The following is a 24,487-nucleotide window of genomic DNA, read 5'->3' as shown; positions in this document are numbered from 1 at the left end:
AATCGACTATCGTTTTTTTAATAATTGCATTTGCTTTTTTAATTCACCAAGCTGTTCTCTTAGCTCTTTATCCTGTTTATCTTTCTCGATCAGGTACAAAGTCAGCTCTTCGACTTTCTTGAGCAGCAGCCGGTTCATCTCCCCCAGGTTTTGCCCGTTTTGGGCGATTTCCTCAGCTGATGGTATTCCCGGCAGGTGCTGGTTTTGGTCGACATAGTTCTTTAGTTCACTTAACGGCGGTAGTTCATAGTCTTTTTTGAACACGTAATCCGGCCAGCCCGTTGTCTGCACAGATACCGCTTTTGCATAGACAGCTCCGTTGTTGGCAACCTTAAATGCAATCGCACTCTTAATCTGGAGATCGGTGAGTGTTCTTGAGCCAGTTCCGGTTGATACGAGCGGTACTAAATAAATATTCCCTGAAATATCTGTATAGATTACTCCACCGCCATTATGTGACCCGTCCCCTTCAATTGTCCAGTTTGCGGATCCTGCAGTTCCTATTCTCGCAGCATTGAAGCCAATGTACGAGGTACCATAATTTAGGTCACCCTGTGGAGCACTACCAGCAGAAAATTTATAAGGGCCACTATTAACCTGGAATACAGAAACGGGGGCTGTCGAAGTGCCAATCGCAACTGAATTCGTGGTCGTTGTTACCGTACCATTGGTAGTCCATTGGGCATGGGCTACGATTGATGTAGCGAATAAAAATGATAGTGATAATAAAGTTTTTTTCATTTTCTGTGTGTTTTATATTTTGAGTTGCTTTTTTCAAGCTGCGCGATTCGTTTCTGCATGTTTTCCAAGACCTTGTCCTTTTCCTCGTCCTGCTGATCTTTTTCGATCAGGTAGAGGGTCAGTTCTTCCACTTTCTTCATTAACAGCTTGTTCATCTCACTCACATCAAGCCCATTCTTAACCATTTCCTGTTCTGAAGGAATCTCTGGTAAATGGTGGTTTTGGTCGATGTAGCTTTTCACGCTGCTTAATGATGGCAGCTGATAATCCTTCTTAAACACGTAATCCGCCCAGCCATTCAAGTCAACCTTTACAGACTTTGCATGAATAGTTCCGTTCACATCCAGTTTATTTTGTGGATGAGTTATGCCAATACCCACATTCCCATTATATAAAATTCTCATCTTTTCAGTATTGTCGTTAGTATTGAAAGAAATGCTTCCTCCAATCATACCTACACCTCTCAAAAAGTTAATAGAGCTGTTCGTCGATCCGTAAAAGCTGTGCTCAATCGCAAAGCTTTTCACATCCGTCAAATCGGTGATCGTTCCGCCCGGCTGCGTGTTATAGCCTACGGTACCGAGATACGTACCTCCGCCTGTAGTATTACCCTCCGACAGCCGTGCCCAAACGGCGCTTACATCGCCGGGGTTCAATGGTTTGCCGACGTCTAAAAGGGTTTTAGGGCTTGTCGTTCCAATCCCCACATTGCCCGTATTATTGTTGTAAATAGTGGTGCCGCTTGTTGTCCATTGTGCAAAAAGATAGTTTGATATAAAAATGAACAGGATTGTGATTAAGGTTAATCTTTTCATGAGGGTTATTTAAATGTTGTTGGCCGGGGTAATGATTTTCTATGTTTTGAAAATGTTTTCGTCTTACCCCCTGATACTTTGTTGTTATTATTATTTACTTGTAACCATCCCTTAAAGAGGTCTGTTATGCTCATCATGCTTATTGGGGATAATAGGCATATGCCGTTATTGGGGCATACACCGGATAAGAGCAAACACCATCGATCTTCGCAAAAACTACCTACAGCTCATGGCTGTTTCTTCCGGCACATCAAGCCAGGAGGGATAATTTGAAACACGGTAGTTAAAGATATTTGGAGAATTCGCCGCCGGAAAAACGATCAGGAGTAAAATAAGAATCAGAAGTTTTTTTCATATACTTTGTGATAAAGGTTTAAGGTTTATTGTTATTACTTACTGCCTGGCTGCCATTTAAAATCAGATGCAGTAGCATTTTTATTATTCAATGTTAATTATTAAAATGTTAAAACAACAATTATATTTGAAAATATAGCTATGGGCAATATTTTTAAATATCAATCAAAATCATAAACGAAAAGTGAGAGAAAATTAATCAGGAAGTTATTTTCAATATGCGACTTTATATACTGCGTGAGTATAACATTCTTAGCTGTTATGCCAATTCTGCTTTGGTTTCACACATGTTTAGATGCTAATTATTTTGGCCTGCTACCGGCACGGATAAATTTTACTCAAATAAGGCATCAATAAAAGAGAAATCAATTTTATTTGTGAATAGTTGATACAGCGTATTTGAAGATGCATCAGGAATCATATGAAGATTTTTCAATTTTCTTTATCATTGTATTCTACCAAAGCAAACGCCTTTATGCTTTATTTTTATGTAAGATCAGTTAACGGAATTTGCAAGACTTTGAAAAATTAACATGTCAGATTTAGATGTCAATACTATTTACCTGAATAAATCATTAGCTGATTTGCCCGGTGAAGTTTGGAAAGATGTACCTCGTTTTGAAGGCTCTTACCAGGCTTCCACACTTGGGAGGGTAAAATCGCTGGACCGGACGATCAGGCATCCCCGGCTTTATACGCAATTTGTAAAAGGCCGTATTTTAAGTCAATCCATTCATAAAAATAATAACCTGGTGACGGGTGAACCCATGATCGATCTACGGGTAACACTTACTATCGAAAACAGGGCATATTATTTCAATACCCGGAGACTCATTTATCTAACCTTTCTTGACCCGCACCTGGATTACAGGAAAAATGGCTTATATGTGATTAATGTAGATAATAACGGATACAACAATAGCCCGGACAATCTAAAGCTCGTAACCAAAAGTGAAAAGCAAAAGCGGGCCGTGCTAAGGGACCGCGTACTCCCTTATCTTAAAACAGCTGACCGGTCTGGCTGGAAAAAGAACTATTCAACCAGCAAGCCGGTTGCACAATATGATCTGGAAGGAAACCTAATCAAAAAATTTCCAAGCATTAAGGAAGCATCCAGGCAGGTAAATTTGGGAGATAAAGCCATTATCCAGGTAGCTAAAGGAATGTATAAACAATGGAACGGTTTTGTTTGGAAATATCTATGAAAATGAAATCTTCCCAAAAAACATGCGGTAAGGTCAATGTGGGGTTCCTAAGTCAGCTAAAGCGATATATCTTAGGCCTGAAATAGTTTATGCTTTTTTGATTGTATTACTTGGTCAAAATCTTTTTGGTTACAAATTCATTAAAAAAGAAATCTCTATATATATTTCCAATTGGGATTTCATTTTTTCCAATATACACTGTATTGTTGTCCACTGAATCTATATTATTGACATTGATGATGTAAGATTTGCTAACTCTGACAAAGAAACTTTTTGGAATTAAATCATGAATAGTTTTGATGTTCATCAGCGTAATCACTTTTTGATTTTCTAAATAAATAACCACATAATCTTTTAACCCCTCGATAAAAAGGATGTCACTAAAATGTACTTTATGAATTCTTCTTTCTGCCCTTACGAAAATATAATCATCACTTATGTTTTCTATATTACTGTTTATATAATCCGTATGGAATAATTTGCAATAGGTTTGTGCTTTTTCAACTGCTTTTTGGAAGCGTTCTAATTTTATAGGCTTGATTAAATAATCAATGGCGTCGACCTCATAACTCTCAGAAGCAAATTCATGAAAAGCTGTCGTAAACACCACTAAAGTTTTTTTAGGAATACTTCTGGCAAATTCAATTCCATTTACTCCCGGCATTTGGATATCAAGAAATACTAAATCAACAGCATTTTTTGTCAGAAAATCTCTTGTAGCATCGGCTCCGTTAAATGAAGCTATAGCTTCAAGATTATCTGTCTGATAAACCATCTTTTCGATTGCTTTTCTTGCCAATGGCTCATCATCTACTATTATGCAGTTCATATTATAATTTTAAAGTTAAGGTAACGCAATATGTTTCTGAATTGTCTTCTATTTTCAAATCATGTGAAAAAGGGAACAGGAGTTCTAATCTTCTTTTAATATTGTCCAGACCTAATCCTCCGGATTTATTAACTGCTTTTACAGCGGGTTTTGAGTTTATGCATTTGAAAAAAACCTCAGTCGGGCGAACATCGAAAAATAAATTAACATAGGATGATTTCGTTGAGTCATTATTGTGTTTAACAGCATTTTCAACAAATGAAATAAATAATAAAGGCGACACCTGAACACCGCTCAGTTCACCTTCTTTAGATATTAAAAAGTTAAAGTTGTCACGTCTGACTTTTTCCAGGTTCAGAAAATCTTCTAAAAAATGGATCTCTGCTGTTAATAAAACCTTATCTCTTGAGCTGTCATAAAGCTGATAGCGCAACAGGTCACTTAATTTCATCAAAACCTGTGAAGCTTTTTTAGGATCATCTTCAATTAAAACATTGGCATTATTGAGCATATTAAAAAGGAAATGCGGATTGATCTGGTTCTTGAGCTGTTCCAGTTCAGCATTAGTTTTTGCCAGTTCCAGTTCATAGATCAGTTGAGCATCAGAGATCCACTGCTGGAATATTTTAACTGCTGCCGATGCAACAATAAGCATCATGATCATAAAGGAAAAGGTAAAAAAATTAATACTGTCATCCTGGTAAGGCAGTGAATCAGCCTTAAAATAATAAGCAAAAAACTCATGAATGTAGAACGAAAGGATAATGCCTAAAAGCACAGAAAGACCATAACTCAGGTATCTTTTTTTGAATAAAAGTTTAGGCACAAAAAAATACATATTGCTGTAGGCCAACAAAATTATCTGGAAAAAAATAACCAGCCGATTGTAGCTTTCGAAAGGTTCTACATAGTCTGCCGGGCTGTAATACAAAACAACGATACAAAATGCAAGTACAAACAAATGACGTTGAAATCGATATTTTTCTGAAATGATCAACTGAAGCATCCAATTGGTATCCATAGTTTTATTATGTAAAGGTTTACCCATAAGCTTAAAATTTAGAGCAAATGAAGCGATACGTCAGAAATAAAAAAAATTACTATACAAAAGCCCATTAATTATATACCAAAATAAGATTTAAAGATGATATACCTTTTTTAAGGTTTGAATAAGAACATATCAACTGATCATCTGCTTAGCAGGCAAGTTTCGCTGGGAGGAGAGTTCTGAGTTTAAGCGAAATATTTGCCAAATGCATGTGCGCATCATCCGTTTTGTCTGGATATACCTCGCGGGGCGTTTCCCAAACCGCTAAAGTTGCTGCAAAACTACATGCGGTATTGGATTACGATGTTAGTCTTCCCGTATTGCTTCTTTCGTTGAAGTCTTAGTGCGCATTTATTTTACTATATGTGAAAGCTTCTTTAATATATAAAGAAACGCGTTTCGTATATATTAAATATGCGAGGTCTGCAAAAATTTAGTTTAGCCGAAAATCATAACATTTAACTCTAAACATTAATAAATGAAAAGCGGAATACTATCCTTGCTAATACTCTTTTTTGCCTTTGCAGGCCATGCCTATGCGCAGGAAAAAGTTACCCTTAGGGGCACAATATCTAATAAGTCCAATACCGAAACACTAATTGGCGCAACCATTTACATTCTGGAAGCGAAAGTCGGCGTCACTACCAATTCTTACGGATTTTATACCACAACAGTGCCAAAAGGGACTTACACCGTTATCATAAGCCACATGGGTTTTGATAATATAGAAGAAACTATCAGGCTGGCCGAAAACACAAAGAGGAACTTTGGAATGATAGAAAGTACTAAGACATTGGGTGAAGTTGTAATTAAATCCAATACAGCACAAGCAAGCATCCGAAAACCTGAAATGAGCACCAATAAACTATCTATTGCCACGATAAAAAAGATGCCGGCCGTTTTGGGTGAAGTAGATGTCCTAAAATCGATCTTACAACTCCCGGGGGTTACCAATGCTCAGGAAGGTGCGTCGGGATTTAATGTCAGGGGAGGTTCTGTTGATGGAAATTTGGTACTGCTTGATGAAGCTGTTGTATACAATACCTCGCATTTATTCGGATTCTTTTCTGTTTTCAACGCCGATGTAATCAAAGATCTAAAACTTTACAAAGGAGGAATTCCCGCTAATTTTGGAGGACGTATATCATCAGTACTGGATATTTATCAAAAAGAAGGGAATAACAAGGAGTATCACGTTAACGCGGGGATTGGATTAGTCTCAAGCCGATTGCTTGTTGAAGGTCCTATCGTTAAAGATAAAAGTTCTTTCGTGGTTGCGGGAAGGGGATCATACGCACATCTTTTTTTGAAAATGGCGAATGAACCAAATTCAGCCTATTTCTACGACTTGAACACCAAGTTCAATTACAAATTCAACGATAAAAACAATGTTTTTGTATCAGGATATTTTGGCAACGACAACCTGAATTTCAATAACAGTTTTATAAACACTTATGGTAACAAACTTTTTAACCTCAGGTGGAACCATATATTCTCAGATAAGATCTTTTCTAATACATCAGCCATTTATAGTGATTATGATTATCAGATCAAAGTAAAATCCGCCGGTCTTGACTGGAAAGCAGAGGTTAAAAATTACAATTTCAAATATGATTTCAAACATTATGTTTCAAATAACCTGACCTTAAATTATGGTGTAAATACAATTTACTACAATTTTAATCCGGGAACGATCAGGCCGTTCGGAATGATTTCAAGTGTAAATCCGGACCAGTTGGCCAAAAAATATGCTTTTGAAAATGCCGCCTACATCAGCGCTGAACAAAACCTTTCTGACAAATTATCACTGAATTACGGACTTCGCTACAGTAATTTTCAAAGATTAGGCGCGCAGGAAGTGTACACCTATGCTAATCATCAACCGGTTGTGTACAATAAGGAGCTTCATATTTATGAAGAGGCTACCTCCACAGGAACAATATACTATGCGAAAAATAAAAAGATTGCCAGTTTTGATAATCTGGAACCAAGACTTGCCATTGCTTATTCGCTAAACAATGCCCAATCTATCAAGGCCAGTTACAATAGAATGAGCCAATATGTTCATCTGATTTCTAATACTGCTTCTGCAAGTCCGCTTGATATATGGGCGCCTTCTGATCAATACCTTAAACCGGAAATTTTAGACCAGGTAGCACTGGGGTACTTTCACAATTTTAAAGACGGTAAATATTCCTTGGAAACTGAAACCTTCTATAAAAAAGTAAAAAACAAGGCAGATTATATTGACGGCGCAGATTTATTAGGAATCGATGCTGTAGAAAGCGTGCTTTTAAACGGAGAAGGAAGAGCGTACGGTCTGGAAATGATGTTGAAAAAAAATACAGGGAGGCTGACGGGCTGGATATCCTATACGCTTTCTAAAGCGCAACAAAGAACGCCAGGCAGAAATGGAGATGAACCCGGTATAAATAACGGGCAATGGTACCGGGCAAATTATGACAAACTGCATAATTTATCAGTTACGGGTGCTTATGCTGTAAGTCCGAAATGGTCTTTTGGGGCTATTTTAACCTTCCAGAGCGGCAAAGCAGCAACCTTTCCTGATGGAAAATACCAATATCAGGGCGTTAATGTGGCGAGTTACGGCGAAAGAAATGGAAATTCTTTAGCTGCGTACCACCGTTTAGATGTATCCGCAACTTATACGCCTAAACCTAACAAGAAAAAAGGATGGCAGGGTGAATGGAATTTCAGCATCTACAATCTTTATAACAGGAACAATGCAGCATCGTACGCTTTCAGACAGAATGAAGATACGGGAACAAGCGAGACAAGAAGAGTATCCATTTTTGGTATTGTTCCGAGCGTAACCTATAACGTAAAATTTTAAAAGCAACTCACCTATTTATAAAAAGATAAAAAATGAAACTACTACAAAAAATTATAATTCTAACTGTTGGATTATCCTTTGGACTGTTTGTGACAGGATGCGAGAAAGCTATTAATGTGCCTCTTAAAACAGCACCACCAAGATTGGTTATAGATGCGTCTATTGATTGGGTTAAAAATACAGCAGGCAATGAACAAAAGATCGTATTGTCGACAACAACAGGTTATTACAGCTCCGATTTTCCAAGCGTTTCAGGAGCAGTAATTACGGTAACAAACGCGTCTAACACGGTTTTTAATTTTGTAGAAACTCCCGGAACGGGGCAATATGTTTGTCATAATTTCCTACCTGTTATCGGCCAGACTTACAACTTAAAAATTGTAATAAACGGCGAAACCTATACGGCATCAGAAACATTTACCCCTGTTCCAAAAATTGAAGATAATATTGATCAGAAGGACAAAGGGGGTGAAATGGGTGATGAAATCGAAGTAACATTTTACTATAAGGATGATGCAAGTCAGGCAAATTCTTATCTAAACAGTATTACCCAGCCGCACTCGCCGTTCCCCGAACTTGAAGTTGAAGATGATGAACACACGAATGGTAATTTAATGCAGGAGTCCTTTTCGCATGAAAAGTTAAAACCTGGGGACCAGGTAGACTTTAAACTGTACGGAATTTCAAAAAGCTATTACAATTACATGTTCAAATTAATATTGGCTACCGGCAATGATGGCAACCCTTTCCCTACAACACCAAGTGCAGTCCGGGGTAATATTATCAATCAGACCAATGACAACAATTACGCTTTTGGCTATTTCAGGCTGGCAGAAGTAGCTACTAAAAGCTATACGATTAAGTAATTAAGTTTTGTGCGTGGAATAAAAAACAAAAACCATTCGCTGTATTAAAAGTCTGATTACCTCATATTGTGGTGCAATTTAAGCGATGCCATAAAGCATATAGACAAATATTTTTGTGCGTAATTCATTCTATATACCTAAAGGCAAATATTGCCAGGAAAAGAGAAATTATCGGTTCGATCTTCCGTGAAAAATTGTGTTTTGACGGCATGCAACATCGAACCGGAAAGCTAACCGATGCAGCCGCCCCCATATACCTGATTAACAACAATTAAATAGTAAAAAAATGGGGCAAAATCATTTTTTAATGACTTGCCCCATAAAGGGTAAGCAATGGGGCTCGAACCCACGACCCCCAGAACCACAATCTGGTGCTCTAACCAACTGAGCTATGCCTACCATTTGTTTCGGGTGTGCAAAAATAGGAATCTCCCGGCTATTTGCAAACTCTTTTTTAAAATTACATTAAACTTACCTATTCAGTTTAGAACGATTATGATTAATCGGTAGTTTTGTAATTATGGCTGAGCAATTAATTGAACTGAATGTAACCGGCATGCATTGTAATAATTGTGCCATGTCTGTCCATAAATTTCTCGAAAAAAAGGGCTTACATAATATCCTGGTTGATTTCGCGAGCGAAGAAGTAAAATTTTCAACCAATGACGAATGCAGGCTCCCCGAAGTAATCAAAGGCATAGAAAATTTAGGATTTAAAGTTGTTGATGACATCAATACCCACTCGGTGCCGTTTTATGAACGGGTAGAAAACAAATTTATCTTCTGCGCCATCTTTACCGCTCCGCTTTTACTGCACATGGTGATGCCCTGGCATTTTCTTCATCAACCCATAGTTCAGTTGCTATTATGTCTGCCGGTTTTTATTGTTGGTTGTTTACATTTTGGTAAAAGTGCCATCAGCTCGCTTAAAGGTGGCGTCCCTAATATGGATGTGCTTATTTTTGTTGGCTCAACCTCGGCATTTATATATAGCCTTATTGGCACCGTCCAAAACCTTGGTCCCCAGTACCAATTTTATGAAACCTGTGCTACAATAATTACCCTGGTACTTCTTGGCAATGTGTTTGAAAAGCGTTCGGTAGGTCAAACCACCTCGGCAGTAAAAGATCTGATCAAATTTCAGGAGGTGAATGCTAATCGCATGGTAAATGGCAGTATCGAAATAATTAATGCCAAAGATGTTCGCCCCGGCGATACGCTGTTGGTTAACCAGGGTGATAAAATACCTGTTGACGGCGAAATCCTTTCTGGCCAGGGCTCTGTTGACGAGGCTATGCTTACTGGCGAGAGTATCCCGGTTGAAAAGCAGAAATATGATAAAGTTATTGGCGGCACTATACTAATTAACGGTAATTTCCACATGCTGGCAACCCGTGTTGGGTCAAATACCATCCTCTCCCAGATCATCGACCTCATGAAGAAAGCCCAGGCAGCTAAACCTCCAGTTCAAAAACTTGGCGATAAGGTTGCAGCTGTATTTGTACCGGCGGTAATACTGATAGCATTGGTCACCTTTATTCTCACTTATTTTGTCGGTAACGCCGGTTTTCAACATGCTATGATGAATGCCATTGCAGTACTGGTAATATCCTGTCCGTGCGCTATGGGCTTAGCCACACCTACTGCTGTTATGGTTGGTTTGGGCAGGGCAGCCAGGAACGGCATCCTGGTAAAAGGCGGAGATACGATTGAAGCCGTTACCAATACCAGATATGTAGTGTTTGATAAAACAGGCACCTTAACAACCGGCAAGTTTACTGTTAATGAGATCAAAATTGAGGATGGTGCCGATATAGAACACATCAGGGGCATGATCACCGCTATCGAGGAACGATCTAATCACCCCATAGCTAAATCGCTTGTAAACGGTTTAAAAGGCTTGCCGCAGCAAAAGCTCATTTTAAAATCAGTTAAGGAAGAAAAAGGCCTTGGTATGCGTGCGGAAGATATTAACGGCAATCATTACTTTTTAGGTACTGCCAAAACAAATCACCTGGCCAATTTCAACATTGTGCTATATAAAAACCAGGTACTAATGGCACAGATAGCCGTTGATGACCAGGTAAAACCCGAAGCAGCCACACTTATAACACAGCTTAAACGAATGGGCATTACCCCGGTACTGTTAAGCGGAGATAAAAAAGATCGTTGCCTTAACATAGCTCATCAATTAGGTATCACGGAGATTCATGGCGAAAGACTTCCCGAAGAAAAACTGAAGGTAATTGACATTTATAAACAAAAAGGTAAAACCATTATGATAGGCGATGGCATTAACGATGCCCCTGCCCTCACCCATGCCGATGTCGGCATATCTATGAACGATGCCAGCCAGGTGGCAATTCAGTCGGCCAGTGTGGTGCTATTAAATACCGACCTGCATTCGGTGATCAAGTTTTTGCAGATCAGCAGGCATACACTGCTTACCATAAAACAAAACCTTTTCTGGGCCTTTGCCTATAATATCATAGCCATTCCTGTGGCGGCAATGGGTTTCCTTAATCCTATGATTGGCGCACTGACCATGGCTTTTTCAGATGTTGTAGTTATAGGTAATTCATTGAGGTTGAAGATTAAGAAAGTCGATAGACCATAGTCTATAGCCCATAGTTTTTATTTGCTTTAGATCAATACAACGTATGATTTAAAGTTTCTTACTTTTGCCATGGACTATCAACTATCGTCCATGGACTTAAAATATGATCGAGATTTTTACAGACGGAGCTTCAAGCGGTAATCCAGGACCAGGTGGATATGGGGTGATATTGCGTTCGGGACAGCATTATAAAGAGCTATCCGAGGGTTTCCGCAAAACCACCAATAACCGGATGGAGCTAATGGCCGTTATTAAAGGCCTGGAAGCTCTTAAAGCGCCCAACCAGGATGTAATGATCTTCTCCGACTCCAAATATGTTATTGATGCTATCGAAAAACGCTGGGTTAACGGCTGGGTGGCAAAAGGTTTCGCAGGCAAAAAAAACAAAGACCTGTGGATGCGCTATTTAGAACTTAGTAAACTGCATAAAATTAAATTTACCTGGGTTCGCGGTCATAACGGACACCCGGAAAACGAGCGTTGCGACCAATTAGCCGTAGCAGCAGGCAAGCGCCCTCCCCTGCTTATTGATTCGGTTTTTGAGGCAGAGAACGCAAAAGCGGGGATGGCGTGATTCTCGTATTAACCACTCACTTAATCAACCCAATCAACTACACATCTTAACCCGCCAATTCAATCACCTGTAAATCCTGGATCTTATCACCATCAATATTAAACCTTAACAGGGTACGCACTTTATGCCAGCCCTGCTTGCCTGCCGCGCCGGGGTTCATATGCAAACAGTTGATCTTTTTATCAAACATCACTTTTAAGATGTGTGAATGCCCGGTGATGAACAATTTAGGCGGATTGCTATATATTTCGGCTTTGATATTTTGGCTGTACCTGCCGGGATAGCCACCGATGTGGGTCATCCAAACATCCACCTCCTCGCAATTAAAGCGTAAATGTTCGGGGTAAACAATTCGTACATCTTTACCGTCGATATTGCCGTATACGCCCTTTAAGGGTTTGAAAGCAGCAAGCCTGTCTGCAAGTTCAATCGTACCGAAATCGCCTGCATGCCAAATCTCGTCGCAATTTTCAAAATGTTTAAATACGGCATCGTCAAGGTAGCTGTGGGTGTCGGAAATTAGGCCTATGCGGGTCATGCGGTAAAGTTAGAATTTAATTAGAAGCAAGAGTTAAGAGTCAAGAATTAAGATTCGAGACGGTGCTAAAATATCGTCAGGAAATCTTTTAGCACTTCCCGGTATGTTTCCGTATATACTTTTGGTTCGCTGTAGATTACAAATTTATCGGTTTGCGTCGGCGTGTTGCTTTTTCCAAAAGCAAGAATTTCCCGGTGCGCTGCATCATCCTTAAAGGAGTGAATACTGATCGTTTTTTTCAGATAAAGTCCGCTTTGTAAGGCGAGGTTTTTCACCAGTGCCGAAGTATCTACAGGCAGTATCAGCCAGCAAATACCCTGCTCGGTAAGCTGCGGGGCAACTACCGATATTAGCTTTTCGAAGAAACCATCAGCAGCATGTTTGGCTAAATTAGTTTTAACTCCCGGTGATTGAAGAGAATTAATATAAAACGGCGGATTTGATACAATGAGGTCATATCTCTTTTCAGGATGATCTTCAAAAAATTGTTCAAACCCGTGTGCGTGAAGCGTCAACCTGCTTTCAAATGACGAATTGCTGAAATTGTTTTTCGCTGTTATAGCCGCCTGCTCATCAATTTCAACTGCATCAATTTTGGCGTTCATAAAGCGTTGCGCCAGCATCAGGGCTATTACACCTGTACCCGTGCCGATATCGAGTATATTCAACGGCTCGCCCTCACCGGCCATAGCGCCAAGCAATACACCATCAGTATTGATTTTCATAGCACAACCGGTTTGATCAACGCTGAATTGTTTGAAACGGAACATGAGGGCGAAGTTATCTATTGGTTGGGAATAAACTACATTTCTGCTAAATAACTTACATCGTCGCCCTCTTGGCCGGGCGAGGCCAGTTACTTTACCTTAGATGCAAAGTAACCAAACATCAAGGCAAAAAAATGCTTCCCCCCACGACCTGTCCCGATGCCCATCGGGAGGCCATACTCCCTGGCCCGCTTTTTTGCCGGGCCTCTGCCCGCTTTTGATTTGGGAATCGTAAGGTTATTTTTTTCTCCTAAGGAAGCAGTTGCCTTACTTCTAATATATCGATTTCTCGCTTCTTTTTCCCCACCTCTTTCTTGTCTCTTGCATCCTGATCTCCTGAATCTTTTCCCAACCCCGTCAGCAGGTAAGCTTCGGGCGAAAGCGGGCAGAACAATGGTGGCCTTGTGCGGCTGCAGGGGCATAGCAAGTTTTTGCAGAAGCATGGGCTAAGTGCGGGCGAAGCAGGGCAAAATAATTGCAGCCCGTGGTTCTGCCCGGTTTGCAGGGCAAAGGCCTGTGCGGCAAAGAAGCCTATCTGCTGACTTGATTTTTGGTTCTTTTTATCAAGAAAAAGAACAAAGCCAACCCGCGGCGATTGAGCGGGCCGATGATTGTTAATAACAACAGAAGCAATTTTAAAAACGAAGAAAACTTGTTCTGTGGGATGCCGAAATAAATTCGGCACGACGACCTAAATTAGATCTCATACAACTCTAACGGCAAACCGTTCGGATCTGCAAAAAAAGTAAAGCGTTTATCAGTGCACTCATCTACACGGATAGGTTCGATATTCACACCAAAAGAAGAAATATGAGCTACCGCCTCATCCAAATCATGAACCTCAAAAGCTAAGTGACGTAAACCAGCTGCTTCGGGGCGCGATGGACGTGCAGGCGGATTGGGAAAAGAAAAAAGCTCGATCTGGTAAAGGTCGCCCACTTCCAGATCAAGCTTGTATGATTGTCGTTGTTCGCGGTAAACCTCGCGAACTATTTTTAAGCCGAGTACCTCAGTATAAAACTGTTTGGATTTTGCGTAATCCGAACAGATGATGGCTATATGATGTACCCGGTTAAGTTTTAACATTATTCGCCTAAAATACCGTGAAGGATGTTTGCATGAACCATTTTTAGGTCGGTAACGTGACCAAAGGCTTCTTCATCAACAGTTAAAGCGCCATTGGTTACAGTGCCCAATAAGGTAAATTCAACCTCGCTCGTAGCCATTACCTCAACAAAACGTTCCTCCTCTTCTGGTGCAACGCTTACCACTACCCTGCCTTGTGCTTCGCCAAATAGGAAAGCATCTTTACGGATACTGTCATCAGTAGCTATATCAAAACCAAGTCCGTTAGGCATTGCCGACTCTAACAGGGCAATGTATAAACCACCGTCAGCAACGTCATGGGCCGATTCAACCACTTTGTGTTTGATCAGTTCCTTAACGGTTTGCTGCATATCGTATTCTTTATCAATATCAAAATGCGGTGCAGGTGCTTTGGTTATTTTATGCCATGAAGCAAGGTATTGTGATGACGCGATATCATTAACCGATTCGCCAATCAGATAAATCAGGTCGCCGGGCTGTTTAAAGTCGGCAGTCATGATGTTATCAACGTTATCCATCACACCCAGCATACCGATAGTTGGCGTAGGGAATACCGAACCACCATCAGCAGACTGATTATAGAAGCTCACATTACCACCGGTAACAGGGGTTTCAAACTTACGGCAGGCATCGCCCATACCTTTAATGGCGCTCACAAACTGCCAGTAAACTTCGGGGATGTAAGGGTTACCAAAGTTCAAGCAATTGGTAATGGCCACAGGCTCACCACCGGCACAGGTAATGTTACGTGCGGCTTCGGCAACGGCAATGGCAGTACCTTTATAAGGGTCGGCATATACGTAGCGCGAGTTACAGTCGGTAGTTAACACGATAGCTTTGTCGGTGTCTTTAACGGCGACAACGGCGGCATCACATGAACGGTTAGCAGTCATGGTTTGTACACCTACCATACTATCGTATTGGTCGGTTACCCAGCGTTTTGAAGCAATATTAGGGTGACCTACCAAATGCTCGGCAACCTCAACAAGGTTTGCAGGTTCTGCAACGTCGTCGATATTGAATTTCTGGTTTTCGGCAAAGTATGCAGGCTCGCGGTATTCGCGTTGGTAAACCGGGGCACCACCACCTAATACAAGGTCATCGGCAGGCACATCGGCAACTTTTTCGCTGTGCATAAAGTATTCTAAACGTTTGGTATCGGTAACCTCACCAATAATGGCGCAGTTAAGGTCCCATTTATCAAAAATAGCTTCAACCTCTTTTTCGCGGCCTTTGTGAACCACGATCAGCATACGCTCCTGTGATTCAGAAAGCAGGATCTCGTAAGGTTTCATGTTATCCTGGCGGGTTGGCACTTTGTCCAGGTCGATCCGCATACCGTGCTCGCCTTTGGCACTCATTTCCGAGTTTGAGCAGATGATGCCGGCAGCGCCCATATCCTGCATACCTACAACGGCACCGGTTTTAATAACCTCCAGGGTAGCTTCCAGCAATAGTTTTTCCTGGAAAGGGTCGCCTACCTGTACGGCAGGAAGGTCGTTCACCGAGTCTTCGGTAATATCTTTAGAAGCAAAGGCGGCACCATGGATCCCGTCTTTACCTGTAGCCGAACCAACTATATAAACCGGGTTGCCCACACCGTATGATGTAGCAGAAACCGTTTCGCCGGCCTTAACAATACCGGCCGACATAGCGTTAACCAGCGGATTAACATTATAGCAATCGTCAAAAAATAATTCACCGCCTACAGTTGGGATGCCGAAAGCATTACCATAGTGGCTGATGCCTTTAACCACACCTTTAACCAACCATTTGGTTTTGTCGAGGGTTAAATCGCCAAACCGTAATGAGTTAAGCTGTGCGATTGGCCTTGCGCCCATGGTAAATATATCACGGTTAATACCGCCTACCCCTGTCGCGGCACCCTGGTATGGTTCAAGGGCCGAAGGGTGATTGTGCGATTCAATTTTGAAGGCGCAGCCAATGCCGTCGCCAAGGTCAACAAGACCGGCATTTTCTTCACCTGCCTTAGCCAGCATCCGCGGACTATCCTTTGGTAAAGTTTTAAGCCATGTAATTGAGTTTTTGTATGAGCAGTGCTCGCTCCACATAACCGAGAAAATAGAAAGCTCGGTAAAGTTGGGCACACGCCCTAATATTTCATTTATTCGTGCAAATTCTTCGGGTAAAAGGCCCAGATCTTTAGCGGTTTCAACGGTGGTTAATTCCTGGTGCTCCAATGTAATATTGTTTTGTTTGAAAGGATGTGCAAAAGTATGAAAAAAGGCGGAAAGGTTAAAGGCTAAAGGTGAAAGGTTTGATTTGCAAGTTGTGTACCTATCAGCGGCCACAAGCCGGGAGGTTTGCAGAAGCGATGCAGTTTAGGTTAAAGGTAAAAGCTGAAAGGCGAAAGGTATGGAAGAGGACCGGCGCAGAGTAAACTTACGAAGTTTCGGAAACTTCGTAAGTTTTTGGGGGAGGCCTTATATGTTTCCGGCAATGCCAATCCCCGGTTTAATTGTAACAAAACGGCTGTCCCAATTTTTTGATTCCCAAAAAAAAATAAAAAAATCTCCGGTGTCCTTTTTTTAAAAATGAGCGTGTTCCAAATTTTGAGTGTAAAAACGCGAAACACCTTTTTATTGAAACACGTTGATAATCAATCAATTGACTTTTTACCTAAAACATAAGTAAATTACTAATAATCAGCACTTAAAACTATTAGGAATATAGAAACAGTATTAAAATGCAGTGTTTTTATCCGCCATTTATTTCGCTTGTTTTTATGTTTTTTTGAGATTTTTTGAAATCTGGCTTTGCGGCTTGAGGGGGTACTGACAACATAGTGCCACCATTATTGAGGCTGAGATCATTAAATTATAGTACCGTTTTTTTAGGTATTTAATCATTTCTGGATTATACCTTGCATGTGAGCCACAAGGCACAGCCTTGCGGCCATTGTGCTATGCCTTGAATTTGCTTGCGGCAGCGGGGTAATTGCAGTAACATTTTTGCGTATCTTCAATCAAAGCAAAAAACGTGAACGAATTTAATTTGGATGACTTGGAAAGAGACATTGAAGAGAGAAACAACCAGCTAAAAGAAGACGAAAAGCAAGGTATTCAGGATATTGTAAAATACTTTGATCGAATGCACGATAAGCTATTGTCGGTGAATAATATTTTTATAGCTGCTTATTTAGCTTTAATTGCTTTTAAGAAAGACGTGCCACATAATTTGCTTTGGGTGCCAATGCTAAATATGGGATTACTGATTTATATAGATTGGCGCTTGATGGAAAGTAGCCGAAGAATGGCCAACAAAGGCAGTATGACTTTGGAACTGGCCAATATACACTCTCGAAAAGGAGATCACACCAATTTGCTTTCGTTACTTTCATTAGTATCCACAATAGTAGAAACTATTCTATTTATTAAATACGTATCTTAGAATAACTATAGACGTAGATCTTATCAAAAAAAGATGACAACTATTAATGAATTTATCGACGGCTTTCCACTGCTGGCAATTGAAACTCTTTTAAGAAATATAAAAGAAAAACTACAGGCCGATTTTGATTATTCAATAAATGCAGATGCAAAAACAGTAATTATTTTCAAAGTACCAGAGAAGCACAAGGCCGAAATTTGGAGTATAATTACTGACCAAGGATTTACAGCGAAAGAAAATTAACCTTTTGCTGGCTCGTGTGTGCCAAAGGCAGGCTGCATTGCTCATTCCAGTTGAGTTATGCTTAAGTGAACACAACGGCACCAATAACGAGCATTAAATGCCATTAGAAGAATAAATCTTAGTATCAATACCATAAATCTCATATACCACTCTACACTTGTTACGATTCCTCTTGTCATCTGATATAAAATAATCGCAATAAGACGCATAGAAGGCGTGATTGGCATCCCAAAATCTCGCAGTATTAGATTTGTCGGTTTGCTTGTCTCGCCAATATCCCAACATATCTATAAACTCAATCATCGCTGCCATTCTATTGTGTAATCCAAAACTATTACCATTTGGAAAAAAAGATACAGCTTGTTCAACTAAACCAATCATGCTCGTATTTTGAAACAATTTTATTTTGCAATTCAAATGATCTATAACTTCTGTAGGAGTGTAGTTATTAATTTTATTTATTTCGATTCCGAGATCAATTAATAACTGATTTTTTAAGTCATGTGAAAACAAATTGGTGAACATATTGATAGCCGATTTTGCTTGTGGAACAAGATGAATTAAATCCCACACCTCTAAAGGGTCAGTCTGGACTTCTATCATGTTTCTCGTTTCAGCATCCTCATAGATATAATTACATTTAGAAACTTGCCGGATAATATCAAGCCGAAGTTTTATTCTTTCAGTTCCAACTATATTACTTGCTTCTTGTATATGAGCTGCTGAATAAGGAAACTTTACAATCTTTTTATCTATATCAATAATTTTTTCTAAACTAAAATCCTGATTTTCTATCGATGCTATAATGTTTGTATCTAAATAAGCTCTCATCAAGACAAATTTAATAAACGCAGTGGGACATGTGTAAGAATACGTTAACTAATTCCCCCGCTGCCGCAAGCGCCAGCCAAGTTCAAACCAAAAGAGTAATTGATGTTTCGAAATAATACTCGTATATTTGAATGTAAACTTCTTCAAGATGAGCGATAAAGACATAGCAAAACTACTCGAACTTGCGAAAACTAAGCTGCAAGATGTCAAAGACATGACCAAAAAGGAGGCTATTTTATCTCTTAACGATTCTGGTATCTTAACCAAGAAAGGCGAATTTACTAAAGCTTACGCCGAACTTGAAGAACTGGTTAACAGCTAATCTTATTACTTCATGTACGATTTCCGCCCTAATATCATCGTTGGCTTTCATGGCTGTGATTTGGATATCCGTAATAAATTAGTTAACAATCCTGATAATATAGAAATTAGTAAAAAGCCTTACGATTGGCTCGGTCATGGCATGTACTTCTGGGAAAACAATTATACCCGCGCCATGGAATGGGCAGCAAAAAGAGCTGCTGAAGGAAAGATCAAAACACCGGCCGTACTTGGAGCCATTTTGCAATTAGGGCAATGTTGCGATTTTCTCGACTCAAAATTCACTAACCTGATTAATTCTTATTATTTATTAATGGAAAGTGAATACGCAAAAGCCGGAAAACCACTGCCCAAAAACATCGATTCTCCAGATGACCCGTACGAGGATAAGCTTGTTAGAAAATTAGATTGTGCAACAATAGAGCATATGCATAAAACAATTCTTAATACTTATAAAGAAGAGTTAGCAAGTAACGGATTTAGCGATACAGTAGTATTTGACTCTACCAGGGGGGCGTTTTCGGAAGGAGGCCCAGCCTTCAACGGAGCCGGAATTGCCCGTAAAAGCCATATACAAGTTTGTATCAGAAACATGAATTGCATCAAAGGTTTTTTTATTCCACGGGAAGAAATACCCTTTCCAGCAATTAGTTAAAACCCGACCGGTAAAACATAGCCCCTCGCTGCCGCAAGCGTCCTCGCTTGTGGCCCGCGTTTAGGTCATAAACATGACAAGACACAAACCACATATCTAAATGACATCCACAAGTGAGGACGCTTCCGGCAACCAAAAAGCAGGATGCCTGCCTTATTTCAGGTCGAAGTTGCGCTATCGCTAAACTTCGGCCAAAGCCAGGTTTGAGAAATTGTGCAGGCCTGTAAAACATAATGTCCCTATCTGAAAAAATAAAATACGTTCTTTGTCCTTTAAAGATTAGCCAAATGAAACGAGCACTATTCCTGTTATTTTTTCTCAGCAATGTTTTAATTGTACAGGCCCAAAGGGTACTGGAGCCATCTGCAGAAAAACACCCTGAATGGACCCGACCGTTTCCCCCATTTCAGATCGCAGGCAATCTTTATTATGTGGGCACTGCTGATCTGGCTTGTTATCTCATCACCACTTCAGCGGGCAATATCCTGATCAATACCGGACTGGCTTCATCCGAACCACAAATCACAGCAAATATCAAGACCCTGGGCTTCAGGATTTCAGACACAAAAATTCTTTTAACAACGCAGGCACACTTTGATCACATGGGTGCGATGGCGGCAATAAAGAAGATCACAAAAGCCAAAATGATGGTAGATGAAGGCGACGCGGCGGTAGCAGCCGACGGGGGGCTTTCCGATTATGATCTTAAAGGAGATGTACGCACATTCAGGCCTGTAAAAGCAGACCGTATTTTACATAACGGCGATAGTATTAAGCTGGGTAACATGAAACTAACCATACTTCACCATCCGGGCCATACCAAAGGTTCTTGCAGCTATTTATTTGATGTAAAAGACAATAAACGAAACTACAGGGTTTTGATCGCCAACATGCCCACTATCGTTACCGATAAAAAGTTTTCAGATATCCCTTCTTACCCTAACATCGCTAAAGACTATGCTTATACACTTAACGCAATGAAGGGTTTAAAATTTGATATTTGGTTAGCATCCCACAGTTCCCAATTTAGTCTCCTCCGCAAGCATAAGCCTGGCAGCCCCTATAATCCGACAGTTTTTGCAGATAAGAAGAATTATTACGATGAAATAAATGAACTGCAGGAAGAGTACGATAAGAAAATGGCGGTAAAATATTGAGAGATCAGGCACATCGTTCGTTTACAGGTCGAAGGTTAGCGAAGGCGTAACTTCGACCTAAAATAATATCAACTTAAACCCGCAAGCAGGATGCTTACATTGTTTTAGGTCCAATTTACGCTATCACTAAACTTCAACCAAAACGATACCTCCCCCCCCCCCGCTCCCTTCATCCCGCCCAGCCCGCATCTCGTCAATTATACCAACACAATCATCAATTCATCAAACCCATCCCGTTAACATTCCCTATTTTGTTATCAAAAACCAATAGCCGGTATGAAAACATCACGCTACCTTATTTTCATCGTTTTAATATTTTGCGGCTGCTCGTCAGCACCCCAAAGCGATAACCTTGCCGCCGACAAAGTTGCCCTTCAAAAAACCAAGGCCGCTTTTACCGCGGCTTTTGCTCACAGTGACGTAAAGGCTATAGTAGCGCTGCACCATCCCGATATTGTTAAATATTTTGGAGGCAGCAATGTGGTTACCGGTCGCGCGCAGCTGGCCCGGCAGTTAACGGCCATGTTCCGTACATCCAGGATGGAATTAATTCAGAACCAGGTTGAAAGTACCGCGTTTAATGGCAACACCATTATCGAAACCTGCATATTCGCGTTTAGGGCAACACCGGTAAATGGCGGCAAGTCGTCTGTAGGCCGGGGTCGGTCAATGACCGTCTTTGTTAGATATAAAGACAGCCCTTATGGCTGGGTTTCTATAAGGGAAATGGCCCAGGCCGCTCCTGAAGTTGCAAAATAATTCTGTTCAGGCTCAGCTGTCAGTAAAATAACGCCGCTTTTTACATTCGCGTAAAAACCGCACACGCAAAACGTGGTTCAACGCATTGCTTTTCAATAATTTATATTTAATTTCATTCATCTAACAGCAATAAAACCATACCAACCAGCAATTAGCATTTACACAAGCACAATTGGCGAAATAAATGAAACCGCGCGATCATAGTTTTTGGCCCTTTACGCCAAAGGTAAGTATCATTACTGCCGTTGTTGTTTTATTCGTGCTCCTGCTGCTCACCGCAGTGCTCCGTACTTATACAGGCTGGCCTGCCGATTCGGCCAATAACACCGTTTTAATTGGCATTTTTATCCTTAGCCTGCTCCCTATCGTCCTCGCAATTCTCAATGTAGTTATTGAGCGCGGGGGCAGCATAGGCTATGGCGACCTCAAGATCGACTTTTCAAAAATCCAGCAACTGTCAAATTCGGGCTTTACTGTGCCCGCCAATATCGGGGTACGCGGCCAGTATGTTGCCGACAGCGGCACCTCCAATATCCTCGAAACACTGCGCGCGGCTACTTCTTCGGGCGTTGCCGTGATTGACCTTGAAGATGGGCACGCCTGGTGGGAAACCCGGTTGTTAGTTTTACTGGCCGGCGCCGACCGCCTTAAAAAGCCCGATAAAATTGTTTTTGTAGCAACTGCTGAAGCAAGAGAGCAAACTTATTTAGGCTGGGCCCGTCCCGGCGACCTGCTGGAACAGCTGCTAAAAGAAGACCCGCGATATTTAAGAACCTTTTATGCCGCCCGTGCGGCTGCCGCGCAATGGGCATTATTAAGCCCCTTAGCCGTCTTGCCGCCCGGCAGTTATTATAATGCTCCGCCACCACCGCCCTGGATGCAGGGTGCACTTGCCCTGGGCCACGCCTGGATGGCGTTTTCAACCACCACCGGTTTACCTAACGAATTATTAACCGAGCAACTTTTACAGAACGAACTTGGCCAAATTATTGAAAGCACAGGCGGCGCAAAGCACATCAGCACCGTGCACCTTGATAGTTTATTTAAGCCGGTACTGATAAAAAAACAGATAGACAAAAACTGGGATAATGAGCAGCAAACAAACGCGCTGTTCGCTAATGAAGACCCTTTTATCGTGATAACAGAAAGTGGGAAATACTCGGCGATAGTTTCGGCACAGTCTTTATATAATGAGGTATTAAGGGGCTATTTGAAAACAGCCTGATGAAAATTTTATTAAAAAAGGCGCGATTGCTTCATTACTTATAATAACGCGACTGTAAGGTACTGATCAGGAAATGTATCTTCCCGATCAATAGTATAATATGGGCGTTGCCTGCGGCCGTGCTATCCGCTCATACGCCTGCAGGCCTTATGCTCATTGGCCTGTATCCGCTCCTATCACTAACGCGCCCACGCGCACCAATCCTAAGTTATATTTTAAACATCTTCACAACTTTTTCCGGGTTCTCCAGGTGGTTATCCGAAACAATGCCTTTTTATTGTTTTTTATTGTAGAGACGCATCACATGCGTCTCCAGTGTGCAATTTAAGACGGATTAGAACGCTTTAAAAGCAGCTTGCCCAATGAAAAACGCATGTGATACGTCTCTACTAAAAATGTTTTACCTGTTCATAAACAACTTCCGGGAGGCATGATGGATAACAAAAAGCCCCGCGTAAGCGGGGCCGAAACAGTTAGCTACTATATAACACACATTTAATTAAAAACACACAGCAAATTATTACCTATTCTTCTGTCGCTAACTGAAAGCTTATTGGGATGCTGTACCTTACCCGCACATTCTGGCCGTTTTGCACACCCGGTTTCCAGGCTTTGGCTAGTTTTAGTACACGGGTTGCCTCTTCATCAAAACCATAACCGGCCCCACGGTCAACCTTGATATTTGAAAGCGTACCATCTTTTTCAATAATAAAGCTCATAAATACCCTGCCCGAAACGCCCGCATCTTGTGCGGCTCCCGGAAAGCGTAGGTTTTTCTGCAGAAACTTTGCCCATGCTGCAGCCCCGCCAACAGGTTCGGGCATCACTTCAAGTACTTCGCCAAGTGTATGAACACCCTCATCAACTTTGGCAGTTCCGGTTCCTCCGGGCGTTCCTCCGTCCGTTTTGGTTACATTATCTGTTCCACTCTTCCCCGCTACATCCACCGGCCCAATGGCAACATCCTTTAGTTGATCTATGGTAGGCGGCTCTGTCGGCGGCTCTGTTGTTACCAGGTGCGGCGTGGTGAAACCTTTTGTTTCAACCGGAACAGCTGGTTTTTGATGCTCGATTGGGGCGGGAGCATCCGGTTGCTTGGGTTTAGCCTCAACAGGTGGTTTAGGGATGGAAGGATCAAGTGTCACTTCAATTGTCCGGCTATTATCAATTGGCTTCGGCTTTGCCTTAAAAATAATGGCTGCAGCCGATAAAAGGGCTACTGCTGCAAAGGCGATTCCCATGGATTTTGCCATGGTACGCCCATAGCTTTGTCTTAATTCATAAGCGCCGTAATTTTTGTTGCGATGGTCAAATACAAGGTCGAGCCACTCGGCATTGTACAAATCAAATTTGGTGATAAGCATAGTTTCGGAATTAAATTTTAATTATAACGACCATACTTATATTATATTTTGTGCAAAATCAAATTTATCAAAAATAATTTCGTTTAATTCTTCATCAAATTTTCATCTTCGAATAAAAACCATCAAATCATAATAACCTGTTTTAAAAATCAACAACAAAGCCCGTTTTTATTATCAATTAAATAAAAACATCACAAAAACATTCA

At 41.0% G+C, this 24,487-nt stretch carries 23 protein-coding genes and 1 tRNA gene; 12 read left to right on the top strand and 12 right to left on the bottom strand.

What is annotated here, in order from left to right:
- Positions 1 to 6 precede the first annotated feature (6 nt).
- Both MusilaSJ_RS25650 and MusilaSJ_RS25645 read right to left on the bottom strand, forming a co-directional pair.
- A complete protein-coding gene (locus tag MusilaSJ_RS25650) occupies positions 7 to 741 on the bottom strand; it encodes a hypothetical protein (RefSeq protein WP_274987602.1) in 735 nt (244 codons plus the stop codon).
- Entirely contained in the window at positions 738 to 1,556 is an 819-nt protein-coding gene (locus tag MusilaSJ_RS25645) for a hypothetical protein (RefSeq protein ID WP_274987601.1), read from the bottom strand. The genes MusilaSJ_RS25650 and MusilaSJ_RS25645 overlap by 4 nt, the downstream gene beginning before the upstream one ends.
- Positions 1,557 to 2,443: 887 nt before the next feature.
- Here MusilaSJ_RS25645 and MusilaSJ_RS25640 point away from each other — a divergent pair.
- Positions 2,444 to 3,115, top strand: coding sequence for an NUMOD4 domain-containing protein (locus MusilaSJ_RS25640; protein ID WP_274987600.1), 672 nt, complete (start codon positions 2,444 to 2,446; stop codon positions 3,113 to 3,115).
- A 106-nt stretch (positions 3,116 to 3,221) separates the two neighbouring features.
- On the opposite strand, the gene MusilaSJ_RS25635 is transcribed toward MusilaSJ_RS25640, so the two are convergent.
- Together MusilaSJ_RS25635 and MusilaSJ_RS25630 are read right to left on the bottom strand one after the other, a co-directional pair.
- Positions 3,222 to 3,944 (bottom strand): LytR/AlgR family response regulator transcription factor, encoded by a 723-nt coding sequence (locus MusilaSJ_RS25635; protein WP_274987599.1) that lies wholly within the window; start codon positions 3,942 to 3,944, stop codon positions 3,222 to 3,224.
- A 1-nt stretch (position 3,945) separates the two neighbouring features.
- Entirely contained in the window at positions 3,946 to 4,992 is a 1,047-nt protein-coding gene (locus MusilaSJ_RS25630) for a sensor histidine kinase (protein ID WP_274987598.1), read from the bottom strand.
- Between the two features lie 478 nt (positions 4,993 to 5,470).
- Here MusilaSJ_RS25630 and MusilaSJ_RS25625 point away from each other — a divergent pair, with 478 nt between their 5' ends.
- The gene (locus MusilaSJ_RS25625; RefSeq protein WP_274987597.1) at positions 5,471 to 7,846 is read left to right on the top strand and encodes a TonB-dependent receptor; all 2,376 of its coding nucleotides are present in this window, start codon (positions 5,471 to 5,473) and stop codon (positions 7,844 to 7,846) included.
- 32 nt (positions 7,847 to 7,878) lie between these two features.
- A complete protein-coding gene (locus MusilaSJ_RS25620; RefSeq protein WP_274987596.1) occupies positions 7,879 to 8,712 on the top strand; it encodes a DUF4249 domain-containing protein in 834 nt (277 codons plus the stop codon).
- Positions 8,713 to 9,037: 325 nt separating this feature from the next.
- On the opposite strand, the gene MusilaSJ_RS25615 is transcribed toward MusilaSJ_RS25620, so the two are convergent.
- A tRNA-His gene (locus tag MusilaSJ_RS25615) sits at positions 9,038 to 9,111 on the bottom strand.
- A 121-nt stretch (positions 9,112 to 9,232) separates the two neighbouring features.
- On the opposite strand from MusilaSJ_RS25615, the gene MusilaSJ_RS25610 reads away from it, so the two are divergent.
- Both MusilaSJ_RS25610 and rnhA read left to right on the top strand, forming a co-directional pair.
- On the top strand, positions 9,233 to 11,329 hold the full coding sequence (locus tag MusilaSJ_RS25610) for a heavy metal translocating P-type ATPase (RefSeq protein WP_274987595.1): 2,097 nt from the start codon (positions 9,233 to 9,235) through the stop codon (positions 11,327 to 11,329).
- 103 nt (positions 11,330 to 11,432) lie between these two features.
- Positions 11,433 to 11,903, top strand: coding sequence for a ribonuclease HI (gene rnhA, locus MusilaSJ_RS25605; protein WP_274987594.1), 471 nt, complete (start codon positions 11,433 to 11,435; stop codon positions 11,901 to 11,903).
- 46 nt (positions 11,904 to 11,949) lie between these two features.
- Here rnhA and MusilaSJ_RS25600 read toward each other — a convergent pair whose 3' ends face one another.
- From MusilaSJ_RS25600 to purL, 5 genes are all read right to left on the bottom strand, one after another.
- A complete protein-coding gene (locus tag MusilaSJ_RS25600; RefSeq protein WP_274987593.1) occupies positions 11,950 to 12,441 on the bottom strand; it encodes a metallophosphoesterase family protein in 492 nt (163 codons plus the stop codon).
- 65 nt (positions 12,442 to 12,506) lie between these two features.
- Positions 12,507 to 13,166 (bottom strand): tRNA1(Val) (adenine(37)-N6)-methyltransferase, encoded by a 660-nt coding sequence (locus MusilaSJ_RS25595; RefSeq protein ID WP_274987592.1) that lies wholly within the window; start codon positions 13,164 to 13,166, stop codon positions 12,507 to 12,509.
- A 292-nt stretch (positions 13,167 to 13,458) separates the two neighbouring features.
- Positions 13,459 to 13,893, bottom strand: a complete 435-nt coding sequence (locus MusilaSJ_RS25590) for a hypothetical protein (protein WP_274987591.1) — start codon at positions 13,891 to 13,893, stop codon at positions 13,459 to 13,461.
- An 11-nt stretch (positions 13,894 to 13,904) separates the two neighbouring features.
- Positions 13,905 to 14,294, bottom strand: coding sequence for an SMU1112c/YaeR family gloxylase I-like metalloprotein (gene gloA2 / locus MusilaSJ_RS25585; RefSeq protein ID WP_274987590.1), 390 nt, complete (start codon positions 14,292 to 14,294; stop codon positions 13,905 to 13,907).
- Positions 14,294 to 16,516, bottom strand: a complete 2,223-nt coding sequence (gene purL / locus MusilaSJ_RS25580; RefSeq protein WP_274987589.1) for a phosphoribosylformylglycinamidine synthase subunit PurL — start codon at positions 16,514 to 16,516, stop codon at positions 14,294 to 14,296. The genes gloA2 and purL overlap by 1 nt, the downstream gene beginning before the upstream one ends.
- Before the next feature lie 799 nt (positions 16,517 to 17,315).
- Here purL and MusilaSJ_RS25575 point away from each other — a divergent pair.
- Complete coding sequence (locus MusilaSJ_RS25575) at positions 17,316 to 17,726, top strand: hypothetical protein (protein ID WP_274987588.1); 411 nt, start codon at positions 17,316 to 17,318, stop codon at positions 17,724 to 17,726.
- Between the two features lie 33 nt (positions 17,727 to 17,759).
- Positions 17,760 to 17,969 carry a hypothetical protein gene (locus MusilaSJ_RS25570; protein WP_274987587.1) on the top strand — a complete coding sequence of 70 codons (210 nt, stop codon included), beginning with the start codon at positions 17,760 to 17,762 and terminating at the stop codon, positions 17,967 to 17,969.
- A 93-nt stretch (positions 17,970 to 18,062) separates the two neighbouring features.
- On the opposite strand, the gene MusilaSJ_RS25565 is transcribed toward MusilaSJ_RS25570, so the two are convergent.
- The gene (locus MusilaSJ_RS25565) at positions 18,063 to 18,800 is read right to left on the bottom strand and encodes a hypothetical protein (RefSeq protein ID WP_274987586.1); all 738 of its coding nucleotides are present in this window, start codon (positions 18,798 to 18,800) and stop codon (positions 18,063 to 18,065) included.
- Positions 18,801 to 18,948: 148 nt separating this feature from the next.
- Between MusilaSJ_RS25565 and MusilaSJ_RS25560 the strand changes: the two genes are divergently transcribed.
- The 5 genes from MusilaSJ_RS25560 (at position 18,949) to MusilaSJ_RS25540 (ending at position 22,917) form a co-directional block, all read left to right on the top strand.
- On the top strand, positions 18,949 to 19,122 hold the full coding sequence (locus tag MusilaSJ_RS25560) for a hypothetical protein (protein ID WP_274987585.1): 174 nt from the start codon (positions 18,949 to 18,951) through the stop codon (positions 19,120 to 19,122).
- Positions 19,123 to 19,134: 12 nt separating this feature from the next.
- Positions 19,135 to 19,776, top strand: a complete 642-nt coding sequence (locus MusilaSJ_RS25555; RefSeq protein ID WP_274987584.1) for a hypothetical protein — start codon at positions 19,135 to 19,137, stop codon at positions 19,774 to 19,776.
- A 287-nt stretch (positions 19,777 to 20,063) separates the two neighbouring features.
- A complete protein-coding gene (gene bla, locus MusilaSJ_RS25550) occupies positions 20,064 to 20,933 on the top strand; it encodes a subclass B3 metallo-beta-lactamase (protein WP_274987583.1) in 870 nt (289 codons plus the stop codon).
- 276 nt (positions 20,934 to 21,209) lie between these two features.
- A complete protein-coding gene (locus MusilaSJ_RS25545; RefSeq protein WP_274987582.1) occupies positions 21,210 to 21,692 on the top strand; it encodes a YybH family protein in 483 nt (160 codons plus the stop codon).
- Between the two features lie 184 nt (positions 21,693 to 21,876).
- Positions 21,877 to 22,917, top strand: a complete 1,041-nt coding sequence (locus MusilaSJ_RS25540; RefSeq protein ID WP_274987581.1) for a hypothetical protein — start codon at positions 21,877 to 21,879, stop codon at positions 22,915 to 22,917.
- Positions 22,918 to 23,441: 524 nt separating this feature from the next.
- On the opposite strand, the gene MusilaSJ_RS25535 is transcribed toward MusilaSJ_RS25540, so the two are convergent.
- Positions 23,442 to 24,281, bottom strand: coding sequence for an energy transducer TonB (locus MusilaSJ_RS25535; RefSeq protein WP_274987580.1), 840 nt, complete (start codon positions 24,279 to 24,281; stop codon positions 23,442 to 23,444).
- Positions 24,282 to 24,487 lie beyond the last annotated feature (206 nt).

The organism is Mucilaginibacter sp. SJ (genome assembly GCF_028993635.1).
Lineage (GTDB): Bacteria > Bacteroidota > Bacteroidia > Sphingobacteriales > Sphingobacteriaceae > Mucilaginibacter.
Note: the sequence above shows the minus strand (reverse complement) of the source record. Positions and strands in the feature narration are given on the sequence as shown.

Coding starts and splice junctions, on each gene's coding strand:
- MusilaSJ_RS25650 (WP_274987602.1), bottom strand. CDS start 741: ATGAAAAAAACTTTATTATCACTATCATTTTTATTCGCTACATCAATC.
- MusilaSJ_RS25645 (WP_274987601.1), bottom strand. CDS start 1,556: ATGAAAAGATTAACCTTAATCACAATCCTGTTCATTTTTATATCAAAC.
- MusilaSJ_RS25640 (WP_274987600.1), top strand. CDS start 2,444: ATGTCAGATTTAGATGTCAATACTATTTACCTGAATAAATCATTAGCT.
- MusilaSJ_RS25635 (WP_274987599.1), bottom strand. CDS start 3,944: ATGAACTGCATAATAGTAGATGATGAGCCATTGGCAAGAAAAGCAATC.
- MusilaSJ_RS25630 (WP_274987598.1), bottom strand. CDS start 4,992: ATGGGTAAACCTTTACATAATAAAACTATGGATACCAATTGGATGCTT.
- MusilaSJ_RS25625 (WP_274987597.1), top strand. CDS start 5,471: ATGAAAAGCGGAATACTATCCTTGCTAATACTCTTTTTTGCCTTTGCA.
- MusilaSJ_RS25620 (WP_274987596.1), top strand. CDS start 7,879: ATGAAACTACTACAAAAAATTATAATTCTAACTGTTGGATTATCCTTT.
- MusilaSJ_RS25610 (WP_274987595.1), top strand. CDS start 9,233: ATGGCTGAGCAATTAATTGAACTGAATGTAACCGGCATGCATTGTAAT.
- rnhA (WP_274987594.1), top strand. CDS start 11,433: ATGATCGAGATTTTTACAGACGGAGCTTCAAGCGGTAATCCAGGACCA.
- MusilaSJ_RS25600 (WP_274987593.1), bottom strand. CDS start 12,441: ATGACCCGCATAGGCCTAATTTCCGACACCCACAGCTACCTTGACGAT.
- MusilaSJ_RS25595 (WP_274987592.1), bottom strand. CDS start 13,166: ATGAAAATCAATACTGATGGTGTATTGCTTGGCGCTATGGCCGGTGAG.
- gloA2 (WP_274987590.1), bottom strand. CDS start 14,294: ATGTTAAAACTTAACCGGGTACATCATATAGCCATCATCTGTTCGGAT.
- MusilaSJ_RS25570 (WP_274987587.1), top strand. CDS start 17,760: ATGACAACTATTAATGAATTTATCGACGGCTTTCCACTGCTGGCAATT.
- MusilaSJ_RS25565 (WP_274987586.1), bottom strand. CDS start 18,800: ATGAGAGCTTATTTAGATACAAACATTATAGCATCGATAGAAAATCAG.
- MusilaSJ_RS25560 (WP_274987585.1), top strand. CDS start 18,949: ATGAGCGATAAAGACATAGCAAAACTACTCGAACTTGCGAAAACTAAG.
- MusilaSJ_RS25555 (WP_274987584.1), top strand. CDS start 19,135: ATGTACGATTTCCGCCCTAATATCATCGTTGGCTTTCATGGCTGTGAT.
- bla (WP_274987583.1), top strand. CDS start 20,064: ATGAAACGAGCACTATTCCTGTTATTTTTTCTCAGCAATGTTTTAATT.
- MusilaSJ_RS25545 (WP_274987582.1), top strand. CDS start 21,210: ATGAAAACATCACGCTACCTTATTTTCATCGTTTTAATATTTTGCGGC.
- MusilaSJ_RS25540 (WP_274987581.1), top strand. CDS start 21,877: ATGAAACCGCGCGATCATAGTTTTTGGCCCTTTACGCCAAAGGTAAGT.
- MusilaSJ_RS25535 (WP_274987580.1), bottom strand. CDS start 24,281: ATGCTTATCACCAAATTTGATTTGTACAATGCCGAGTGGCTCGACCTT.